Genomic DNA, 10845 nt, shown 5'->3' on the forward strand with positions numbered 1-10845 from the left:
TTTATAAATACTCATTAGGTTTAAATAGAAACTATTTCTAAATTTTAACTACGACTTATGTATTTTTATAATTAAAAATATGTAATAGATAAAGTTTAGATACTATTAATCAATGCCAGTAAATTTGAAATTAATAAATAAAAAGCTGAACACCACAATGTTCAGCTTAGTCAATATTTTTTTAATGTACAGTCACAATATAAAAAAGAAAATACTTATTCAAGTTCTTAAAGAGGTAAAGCAAAACTGACTTTTACTGTTTCCATCGGTACTTCTGTTTTTATACTTTGAATACTTGAAATCTGTGTTAAGTAATCAGCATGGAAACGACGATAAGTGGCAAGGTCTTTTGTTACAATACGAATCAGCGCATCACACTCGCCAGCCATTAAATGACACTCAACAACTTCAGGCAATACTTTAATTTCTTTGACAAACTCCTCGATAGTTTGCGCATCTTGCGCTTTAAACCATATACGTGCAAATAAAGATAATCCCGCATCAACCATGCTTCCGTCTAAAACAGCAACATAGCGTGTGATTACACCTGATTCTTCAAGTAAGCGTACACGTCTCAAACAAGGAGATGGCGAAAGACCGACTTCTTTTGCAAGCTCTATATTCTGGATTTTTCCATCACGCTGAAGTACCTGCAAAATATGCTTGTCTATTTTATCTAATTTTATTGACATTAAAGATTAACCTTAATTCTATTAGTGGAATTTTATTGCCAAAACTTTATATTTTTTAACAATAAAGCAATTCGCCTTTTCGAAAGTATCATATAATTTTTCAGTCAAACTTCACAGTAAAAATACTCTTTTCTTTGATTTATCTCTTTGATGAATAACCTAATCTAAAAAAACCAACAATAACAGCTATTTATTACGCAATTTTCGACAACCTTCACCAATAATTTCCATACCCTTTTCAGTACGACTGTTCCATTGAAAAGAAGAGTTTAAGCGAAAAGCATGATTAAATTGAGCACTCGTAGAGAACATTGAACCAGGGGCAATACTCACACCTCGCTCTAATGCAAAATGGTAAAGTTTGTTAGCATCAAATTCTGGTTCGAATTCTAACCATAAAAAGTAACCACCAGCAGGAATATTAACTTTAACGTCATTAGGTAAATGCATTTGTATTGCTTGTAACATGCGATAACGTCTTTGTTCTAGCAATAATCTTAATCGGCGTAAATGCGTATCATAACCGCCTTGAGATAAATAATCAGCAATCGCTTGTTGTGTTGGCATACTCGCTGAAACCGTGCTCATCATCTGTAACTGCTGTATTTTCGTTGCATGTTTTCCTGCTGCAACCCAACCCACTCGAAAACCCGGTGCTAAACATTTTGAAAATGAAGCACAGTGTAAAACACTATTTGATTTATCAAATCCTTTAATTGGCATAGGTGCTTTTTGCCCATTATAAAGCTCACCATATACATCATCTTCAATTAACGTTATTTGATTTCTGATTAAAATATCTACTAACCTAATTTTATTTTCATCAGGCATCGTGCCACCTAATGGATTTTGGCAATGGCTCATTAACCAACAGGCTTTAATATCATAATGCTCAACGACTTTTTCTAATTCATCTAAGCAAATCCCCGTTACAGGATCTGTTTTAATGGCAATTGCTTTAAGACGTAAACGCTCAATGGCTTGCAATGAACCATAAAAAGCAGGTGATTCAATCACAACCCAATCGCCGGGCTCTGTTACAGCTTGAAGGCTAAAACTTAAGGATTCCATCGCACCTGCAGTAATAACAATATCATCAGGGGATACATGAATACCTTGCAATGCATAACGTTGAGCAATGTTACGGCGTAACTTTTCATTTCCTGGGGGTAAATTGATAACTGAACTTTGAGGTGCAAAATGACGAGCAGTAGAAGCTAATGCACTACTTAATTTAGGCTGAATAAACAGACTAGGATCAGGAAAAGCCGAACCAAACGGAATGATATCAGGATCTTTACATGCCTGTAATACATTGAAAATAGACGTACTTATTTCAACAGTTTCACTCATGTGTAGCCCTTTACTTGCTGTCACTTGACCAAAACGTGTATTACGATGTGCAACGTAATAGCCTGATTGTGGACGCGCCGTTATCCAACCCTGGCTTTCTAATAGCTGATACGATTGTAAAACCGTCATTAAGCTTAATCTTGATTGTTTTACCGTATCTCGTAATGAGGGTAAACGATCACCGGGTTGCCAGATATTATCTTCAATCTGCTGGCGAATTTGCGCTGCTAGCTGTTCATAGCGTGTCATAGAACACTTACTCCCTCAAAACTGTTATAGCTATTTTTAAACTTATTGTCACTATTATAGTTTAATACCATATGGTCTACTAATCCACACGATTTACCTGCAATTTATATATCAATAACGAGGTTTTATATGCTTGGGTTAAGTGCCTTCGATTTGGCGCGTATCCAATTTGCGTTTACCGTTTCTTTTCATATTATTTTTCCTGCAATTACAATTGGACTTGCGAGTTTTCTTGCAGTTTTGGAAGGATTATGGCTAAAAACACGCAATAAGGATTATTTAGCACTGTTTCATTTTTGGTCAAAAATATTCGCCGTTAACTTTGCTATGGGGGTTGTCTCTGGCTTAGTGATGGCTTATCAATTTGGAACAAACTGGAGCTTTTTCTCTGAGTTTGCCGGTTCAATAACAGGGCCTCTACTGACTTATGAAGTGCTTACTGCGTTTTTTTTAGAAGCTGGATTTTTAGGTGTAATGCTATTTGGTTGGCAAAAAGTGGGTGAAAAACTACACTTTTTTGCAACCTGCATGGTGGCATTAGGGACATTGATGTCTACATTCTGGATATTAGCCTCTAATAGCTGGATGCAAACACCGCAAGGCTTTGAAATTATCAATAACCAAGTAGTTCCTATTGATTGGCTTGCCGTTATTTTTAATCCCTCATTTCCTTATCGATTAGCACATATGGGTGTTGCCGCATTCCTTGCATCTGCCTTTTTTATTGGTGCTTCTGCGGCTTGGCATTTACTTAAAGGAAATACCTCATCAGCAATGAAGAAAATGCTCTCCATGTCTTTATGGATGATCCTTATTCTTGCACCGATTCAAGCCATGATTGGTGATGTTCATGGTTTAAATACCCTAAAACACCAGCCTGCTAAAATCGCTGCAATAGAAGGACATTGGGATAATAGCTCAGGAGAACCAACACCCTTAATTTTATTTGGTATTCCTGATATGCAAGCAGAAAAAACAAAATACGCGCTTGAAATCCCTTATCTTGGTAGCTTAATTCTTACTCATAGCTTAGAAAAACAAGTTCCTGCACTTAATGAATTTGCCAAAGATGATAGACCGAATTCGACGATTGTTTTCTGGTCATTTCGCATTATGGTTGGTCTTGGCATGCTGATGATTTTAGTGGGTATATGGGGGACATGGCTACGTTATAAAAAGAGATTATATCAATCTAAAGCTTTTTTACGATTCACTCTATTAATGGCACCTTCAGGCCTAATAGCCATCCTTGCAGGTTGGTTCACAACAGAAGTAGGACGTCAGCCTTGGGTCGTTTATGGAATACAGCGAACAAAAGATGCTGTTTCAGCGCATGGTGAAATGCATATGAGCATTAGTTTGCTGATATTCCTAATTGTCTATGGCTCTGTATTCGGTATCGGCTATGCCTATATGTTAAAGCTTATCCGTAAAGGTACACAGGAGGTGCAACATGGGAATTGATTTACCCGTTATTTGGTTCATCATCATCGTTTTTAGTACTTTAATGTATATTGTGATGGATGGTTTCGATCTTGGTATAGGTATGCTCTACCCCTTTATTAAACAAAGAGAAGATCGTGATTTAATGATGAATACAGTAGCACCTGTATGGGATGGTAATGAAACATGGTTAGTATTAGGCGGTGCTGCATTATTTGGTGCATTTCCTCTTGCTTATTCAGTAATACTTGATGCCTTAGCAATGCCATTAACACTCATGCTAGTCGCACTTATCTTTCGTGGCGTTGCTTTTGAGTTTCGCTTTAAAGCCGATGACAATCATAAATCTTTTTGGGATAAGGCCTTTATTACAGGTTCAGTCTTAGCTACCTTTACACAAGGTATTGTTGTCGGCAGTGTTATTCAGGGTTTACCTGTTGTTAATCGCACTTTTGCAGGTAGTTATTTAGATTGGTTAACTCCATTCCCATTATTTTGTGGATTAGGATTAGTTGTCGCCTATTCATTATTGGGCTGTGGTTGGTTAATTATGAAAACAACAGGTCATTTGCAAAAAAGCTTATATAAAGTGGCAATTCCTTTAACATTGGTTATGTTAGCCATCATCGCTATTATTAGTATATGGACACCTTTTGCACAACCTGCAATTGCACGCCGTTGGTTCTCATTACCTAATATTATTCTTTTTGCGCCTGTCCCTTTATTAGTGCTATATAGCGCATGGTTAATTATCCGCTCTGTAAAGAAAAAAGGTCATTACCTTCCTTTTTTTGGCGCTTTAGCCATTGTATTTTTAGGTTTTGCCGGATTAGGGATCAGTATTTGGCCTAACATTATTCCACCTTCAATAAGCTTTGTTGAGGCATCAGCCCCAGCTAAAAGCCAAGGTTTTATGCTAGTAGGTGCCCTGTTTATTATTCCTATTATTCTCGTTTATACATTCTGGAGTTACTACGTTTTCAGAGGAAAAACACATTATGAAGAAGGCTATCACTGATTTACCAACTGAACAAAAACCCTCTTTACTAAAAAAGTGGGGTTGGTTAATCACGATTTGGTTTTGTAGTGTTATTGCTTTATTCGCTGTTTCTTCTCTATTTAGACTATTGATGACAGCGGCTGGAATGAAAGTAAAATAATAAAATAAGGGCTGATAATTTGTCAGCTCTTATTATTTTTAAAGATTAATAGTTTTGCTTCCTTGAATATAATTCCCATCATCATCAATATAAACAATAGTTAAAATAGACTCTCTATCAATAGAGAATGAGGAGTACTCAATTTGTTTCTTTGTAAAAGGCGCAATCATCAATACATCTAATAAAGGCTTATCTTTATTATTATTTAAATAGAGTTTGGATATATTAAAGAAATAACCCGTTGGATTAGTAATCTCTAAGTATTGTTTATTTTTTGTTATTTGAATAGATTGGAAAACTGTGTTTGCATTACCATCAAGCTGTATAGGCCGATAAAAAAGTTTAATACGTGTTTGTAATGCTAATTGCAACGTATTGTTATTGCTATTATTTTTTGGTTTAGGTGCAATATCTAATACATTTAAATAAAAAATAGATTCTCTATCATTAGGCAAAGTATTATCAAGTTGTCGAAGTTTTAATTCCATTCCCCCTTGTGCCCCTATTTTATTTATTGGTGGCATCACAATAAAAGGTGCCATTGTTGTTTCTGGCGTTGAAGAAATATCACCTTCATCAATCCAACTTTGAATTAACGTTGATTGTTCACTATCATTAAAAAGTTGCAGTGAAATACTTTGTTTATTAGCAGGAAAGATAATCCGCGTTCTTTCTAAAACCACACTTGCATTACTATGGCACACAACGAATATCAATAAAAAAGCACTCAATAATAATAGTGTTTTTTTCATTTTTACTACCCTTTAATTATAGGACATAACAACGGTTGCAGTACTTTCTATTTTTCCTTGTGTCACTGCATTCACGTTATAAGGATAATAATAAGCAGCCATATTGATTGAAAATAAAGGCGACATAGTGGTACCTTTTGTAGCACTAAATATTGTTGTTGCATTGCCTTGGGCACTAATACTGTCAGAAAAGATAAGTGGCACATTAGTATTATTCGTTTTTTCTAGCCTAAATCCGACACCTTTAGCCCCTTGAGTATTACTATTTGTTAATACACTCTTATCACTCGCGAGTAAATTTTGGCTTGATAAAAAGAACGCAATATCACGAGAGGCTCTAGAATCACTTAAAAAATCTTGGCAAGTAAAACTTAAAGTAAAAGGCGTATAACCTGCTTTATTAACTGTTTTAGCCTCTTTTAAACTAATTAAAGGTAAATTTACCAATAGCCCCGCATTAGAAAAATTACACGTGGTCATTATCGGGTTATAGGTGATTTGCATGGGCTGCAAAAAAATATCATTTTGATCAACAGGCCACTGCCAAGTTAATAAAAACTGTACTAACTTAATAACAATATCAAGCAACCATTTTATAATTCCAAGGCTAGATGCATCAGAGGCTAAAATAAGAGGCGATATTACCGCAGTATTACCGCTTACCTCGGTATAATTAGATGAAGGTTTATTACTTACCAAGGTAAATTTTAAAGTAAAGTTAGTATCTAAATCTGAAGCTGGATGAGTACCAGCATCAATATTAGTAACTCTGTCTTTTTCTAATGATGTTAATGTTACTGCAATAAATTGCTTACCTCCATTAAACCCTATCGTTCCAATTCTATTATCCGAAAACGGTGAAGCAAGCCCTACGGTGTTGGGAAATAATAATCCACGAGCAGTACATTTAAAGGTGCCTGGAAATATCGTTCTACTGGAGCGTGTTGTTGTCGTTGAAACACTATTTAAATCTGCCGATAAATCAAAATTAATATTAGGTGCGGTTATTGTACTATCAGGCTTACAGGCAGCGGTTGCATGTTGACTTAATACACTGGATAAAAGTAGCGATAAAAAAAGCACTGATTTCATAATAAGTTTCCTTATCGACAGATATTACGATTTATTTCCATCGTATCGATTAATTTTTTTATGGTGCATTGTGATTTATGAGGTAAATTAAGTTTGATATGTATTAAAGATGGGAGTTTATCGCTTTTTAAATAAAGCATACTCGATTGCCCTACATAACCAATAGCGTATTCTTCTTCATTTAGCACTTCAGTACCAAAAGGTAAACTTTCACCTTTATCTAATGAAGCTCGAATAATAAATGTTTTTCTTTGGTCCGTTTCTAATGTTAGATAATTCACGGCACCTAAATAAGGCGTGACATGTGCAATGTTTCCTATTATTTCTGCATTTGAATTATGTTCTGTATTAGTCAACGTATATGAATTAGTTCTATATGGTGTGGTATTTGTTAGTAAGACAACACCTTGCTGATTTGTTAATGTGGCTTTATTTCCATTAACCATCATATTATTCGCCATTGGCGCATTAATAACAGTGTATGTTTTTCCTGTATCACCAGAAAATACAATATGATGAGGAATAGCCACCATTGTCCCTCTAGTACCTAAACCACCTTGTCTATAATCATTAGACTCACTGTAAGAAGCAGATAGAGTGCTATAAGGATGATGATAACTAACATTAGCACCCGCTAAATTATTACCACCCGTTTCATTAGAACCCGTTAATGTGTAATTAATCAGATCATCTTTTCCAGCAACACCACTCATACTTAACGTGGTCTGCTGATAATGTGAATCCCTATAATAGAGTGCAGTATTAATATTGGTACGTTTATCAAAAATAGAGATAGGTACACTTATATTTACGTAATAACGTGTTTCTTCTTGGTTATCTAAATTTCTTAATTTGGATACAGAAAAATTGTAGGTAATTTCTTTATAGTTATTGGAATAACCCAATTGATATTCACGATTACTACCCTCTGTATTCCAATAGTTCCGATGCGTTCCTGATAAGAAAATAACGCCTCGGTTATCACCTAGATGTTGATTTAAATTTATCGTAAAGGTATTTTTCGCTCGTGAACCGCGTAGAGCATCAAATGTGGTTAAATCTAATTCTGAAATTGCATTATTATTTCCTTGCTCCTTCGCTAAAACCTGCTGGTATTCTTTCCATGCACTGTAATTATCATGAGAATATATCGTATCAACAAAGCTATAGTAATCTCGGGTAGAATATCGATAGGCGGCTAACGTCAGATTAGTTAACGTTGCATTCATATATTTACTATAAGCTAAGCGAAAACTTTGTCCTGATTTATTTCCACCATCTAAATTTGCATTTGCATGTGTAATATCAGCAGAGATAGCCCCTATTTTAAAATTCCAACCACTCCCTATCAGCATAGAATAATAATCTTTGCTTATCACACCACCGGTATAAAGTGTGACTAGATTATTGACGCCATAATGGAATTCGCCTTGTGCAAATCTAGGTTGATATTGTGTATTACTGATTTTAGATTGGCCCACAATCAGGTTATAACGTGATACACCTTCTTTAAGCATATCGGGTACAGCTGAAAACGGTACGGTAAATGATTCACGTCGCCCATCTGCCTCTTGAATAACGACAAGAAGATCACCACCACCCGCAGTAGGCTGAATATCATTAAATGAAAACTCACCTGGTGGCACATTTTCTTGAAATACAATATGTTCATTTTGATACACACTGACTAATGCATTCGTTTGTGCTACACCGCGAATAATTGGTGCAAATCCTTGACTTGAATTGGGAAGCATACTAATTTCACTGGCAAGGGATGCACCACGAAATGGAATACTCGAAAAAAGAGCCGCAGGTGTATAAAAATCCCCTATAGTAAGACCTGATGTAATTTCACTAAATGCTTTATATACATAGCGCGTATTATTTTTCCACTGGCTTCTTCCATGAGAGTAATAAGCATAGTTCGATTCATCTCTAAATTGCCATGCGCCTAAGTTAATACCAGAATTCAAATTGGCAAAAAAATTTTCATTATTGTTTTTAGAACCTGCCTTAGCTTTATAGTTATAGTAATTTAAATTATAAGACAATATCAGCGCGGATATTCCACTTTGCCAATACCGAGGATTAACATAACCACTTTCGGATTGCTTAATAGCAATTTGTGGTGCACTAATATTTAATCTTAATTGAGTAATATCTAACTCAGATGTCACACCGTAAGCCAGCTCACCCACCAATACGGGCTTCTCTATGTCTATTTTTTGTTTAGCCAAAAAAGAGAGATTTAATCCTAAACTTTTCACATCATCAGCAGGTAAACTTATTTCACCTTTATCGTTAATAACATTAATTATAAATTGCCCTTTCCATGCTTGATTTACATAGACATCAACCAGTTGCTCTCCTTTGGGTATTTTTTCATCTATATAAAAGCGTGAAATATCGCCATTTTTTGATCTACCTACGAGTAATGAAGTATCAAACTCTTCTGCATACAGATTTTGAGTATAAAATTGTATTCCTATAATGAGCGATAAAACGTATTTTGGATTATTCACGTAGATATTTTCTTCTATTAAGAATTATAATTCGATATGCTGAGTTTTAAATACACCAAAGTCATCAACATAAATGACTAATATCTTATTACCTATTAATTTATTAATTAAAGGTAATTCACGAGAAGATAAAGGTGAGATCATTTCTGACTCAGCGAGTATTGTCTTTGGCACGTTATCTGATGAAATTGATGCAATTGTAAAATGGTACTGTGAATTATTCTTTACTGTAATATTATCGCCATTTCGTAGATAATTAATTTTTTCATAAATTGTTTCTGGCTGACCAATTAAACTTTTAGGTCTATAAAATATTTTAATTCTTGATTTCATCACTAATTGTAAATATGTTTTTCCTTGTAGAGCCTCCAGATTTTCAGGGATATCTAAAATATTTAAGTAATATACGCTTTCAATATTATTTTTTATATTTTCATCTGCTTTTTTTATTTTTAATGTTTGTCCTTGACCTGCTAATATTTTAACAATAGGTGGATAAACATAAAATGGAGAATGTGCACTTTCCGGTGTCGAATCTATATCACCATCATCTATCCAATTTTGTGTTAATGAAGCCAAATTACCGTTGTTAGCCAATTGCACATTAACACTTTCAACTCCTTCGTTATAAATAACGCGTGTTCCATTAATCACAACATTTGCCGATAGGCTCATAGGTAATAAAAAAGAAATTAAGAGTATTATTCGTTTTTTCACTATATTTTTCCTAAAAACCAGGCTCATTTCGAGCCTAGTTTTTAATATTATAAATAAGAAACAGTATAGATAACGTTAGAATGTACAGCACCTGGTTTGGCTGCTGCGGCATTCGTTTTATAATAACTTGCTATTAAACGTAATGTGTCAGAATCAGGTGCAGTTTTATCACCTTTAATTCCTGTATCAAATGTAGAATTTAATGGAATAGCGACGGTTGGAGCCGCTATTGTTGATAAGCTAAAACCGACGTTTTTAGCTACAGTAGGATCATTTTCATTAACAGTATCATTCACTAAATATAATCCGCTAGTGGAAATACTATTTGCTGATGAGAAATGTACTTTTAAATTAGCGCCACTAGTTGTTGATGCTGGAGCACAATCAGAAAAGCGTAATGTAAACTCCTTTTGGTTTTTAGTAATAACCGTATTTGCTGTAGTTCCTGCATCTGTTATTGAAATAGGATCTAATAGAATAGAAAAATCAGCGCTATTCCCCCCATTAATTGTGCAAGTAGTATCACTAATGGCACCAGAAAAAGAAATAATTCCACCTGCACTATTTGTTATTGCAAATGCGGATGTTGATAGAATAGCCACTGATAATAATGGCAGTGAGAGTTTATTTTTAAACATATATAACCCCAGAAGAGATAAGCATCTATTTAGCAAAAATAAGCGTCTATTATTGCCATCATTAACTAAAGAATACTAAACAGAACTCTAGCGCTTCTGATATTAAACATATTTATAAAACTAAAAAGAGTAATTTAATTATTTTTTTATTTACGTGACTTAAGTCAAATTAAACATTGAGTTTATTAATAACGAAACGTTTAGATAAATTATTTTATTATTTAATA

At 34.5% G+C, this 10845-nt stretch carries 10 protein-coding genes; 3 read left to right on the forward strand and 7 right to left on the reverse strand.

Going from position 1 to position 10845, the window contains the following annotated elements:
- Positions 1–227: 227 nt before the first annotated feature.
- Both M983_RS01205 and M983_RS01210 read right to left on the reverse strand, forming a co-directional pair.
- Complete coding sequence (locus M983_RS01205; protein WP_066745810.1) at positions 228–692, reverse strand: Lrp/AsnC family transcriptional regulator; 465 nt, start codon at positions 690–692, stop codon at positions 228–230.
- Between the two features lie 186 nt (positions 693–878).
- A complete protein-coding gene (locus tag M983_RS01210) occupies positions 879–2294 on the reverse strand; it encodes an aminotransferase-like domain-containing protein (RefSeq protein WP_066745813.1) in 1416 nt (471 codons plus the stop codon).
- 129 nt (positions 2295–2423) lie between these two features.
- On the opposite strand from M983_RS01210, the gene M983_RS01215 reads away from it, so the two are divergent.
- From M983_RS01215 to M983_RS16935, 3 genes are read left to right on the forward strand one after another with little or no spacing between them, the layout of a single operon-like run.
- Entirely contained in the window at positions 2424–3758 is a 1335-nt protein-coding gene (locus M983_RS01215; RefSeq protein ID WP_066745816.1) for a cytochrome ubiquinol oxidase subunit I, read from the forward strand.
- Positions 3748–4755: a cytochrome d ubiquinol oxidase subunit II gene (cydB, locus tag M983_RS01220; RefSeq protein ID WP_066745819.1), complete on the forward strand. Its 1008-nt coding sequence runs from the start codon at positions 3748–3750 to the stop codon at positions 4753–4755. The genes M983_RS01215 and cydB overlap by 11 nt, the downstream gene beginning before the upstream one ends.
- Complete coding sequence (locus M983_RS16935; protein ID WP_074388130.1) at positions 4736–4897, forward strand: DUF2474 domain-containing protein; 162 nt, start codon at positions 4736–4738, stop codon at positions 4895–4897. Before cydB ends, M983_RS16935 begins: the two co-directional genes overlap by 20 nt.
- A gap of 38 nt (positions 4898–4935) precedes the next feature.
- Here M983_RS16935 and M983_RS01225 read toward each other — a convergent pair whose 3' ends face one another.
- From M983_RS01225 to M983_RS01245, 5 genes are read right to left on the reverse strand one after another with little or no spacing between them, the layout of a single operon-like run.
- Complete coding sequence (locus M983_RS01225; RefSeq protein ID WP_066745821.1) at positions 4936–5649, reverse strand: fimbrial biogenesis chaperone; 714 nt, start codon at positions 5647–5649, stop codon at positions 4936–4938.
- A 12-nt stretch (positions 5650–5661) separates the two neighbouring features.
- Positions 5662–6741 (reverse strand): fimbrial protein, encoded by a 1080-nt coding sequence (locus tag M983_RS01230; protein WP_066745823.1) that lies wholly within the window; start codon positions 6739–6741, stop codon positions 5662–5664.
- Positions 6742–6752: 11 nt separating this feature from the next.
- On the reverse strand, positions 6753–9263 hold the full coding sequence (locus M983_RS01235; RefSeq protein ID WP_210433220.1) for a fimbria/pilus outer membrane usher protein: 2511 nt from the start codon (positions 9261–9263) through the stop codon (positions 6753–6755).
- Positions 9264–9287: 24 nt separating this feature from the next.
- Entirely contained in the window at positions 9288–9980 is a 693-nt protein-coding gene (locus tag M983_RS01240) for a fimbrial biogenesis chaperone (RefSeq protein WP_066745831.1), read from the reverse strand.
- A gap of 47 nt (positions 9981–10027) precedes the next feature.
- Complete coding sequence (locus tag M983_RS01245; protein ID WP_066745833.1) at positions 10028–10618, reverse strand: fimbrial protein; 591 nt, start codon at positions 10616–10618, stop codon at positions 10028–10030.
- Between the last annotated feature and the right edge of the window lie 227 nt (positions 10619–10845).

Origin of the sequence: Proteus myxofaciens ATCC 19692, from assembly GCF_001654855.1 — a bacterium.
Classification (GTDB): Bacteria; Pseudomonadota; Gammaproteobacteria; order Enterobacterales; family Enterobacteriaceae; genus Proteus; species Proteus myxofaciens.

Coding starts and splice junctions, on each gene's coding strand:
- M983_RS01210 (WP_066745813.1), bottom strand. CDS start 2,294: ATGACACGCTATGAACAGCTAGCAGCGCAAATTCGCCAGCAGATTGAA.
- M983_RS01225 (WP_066745821.1), bottom strand. CDS start 5,649: ATGAAAAAAACACTATTATTATTGAGTGCTTTTTTATTGATATTCGTT.
- M983_RS01205 (WP_066745810.1), bottom strand. CDS start 692: ATGTCAATAAAATTAGATAAAATAGACAAGCATATTTTGCAGGTACTT.
- M983_RS01230 (WP_066745823.1), bottom strand. CDS start 6,741: ATGAAATCAGTGCTTTTTTTATCGCTACTTTTATCCAGTGTATTAAGT.
- M983_RS16935 (WP_074388130.1), top strand. CDS start 4,736: ATGAAGAAGGCTATCACTGATTTACCAACTGAACAAAAACCCTCTTTA.
- M983_RS01245 (WP_066745833.1), bottom strand. CDS start 10,618: ATGTTTAAAAATAAACTCTCACTGCCATTATTATCAGTGGCTATTCTA.
- cydB (WP_066745819.1), top strand. CDS start 3,748: ATGGGAATTGATTTACCCGTTATTTGGTTCATCATCATCGTTTTTAGT.
- M983_RS01215 (WP_066745816.1), top strand. CDS start 2,424: ATGCTTGGGTTAAGTGCCTTCGATTTGGCGCGTATCCAATTTGCGTTT.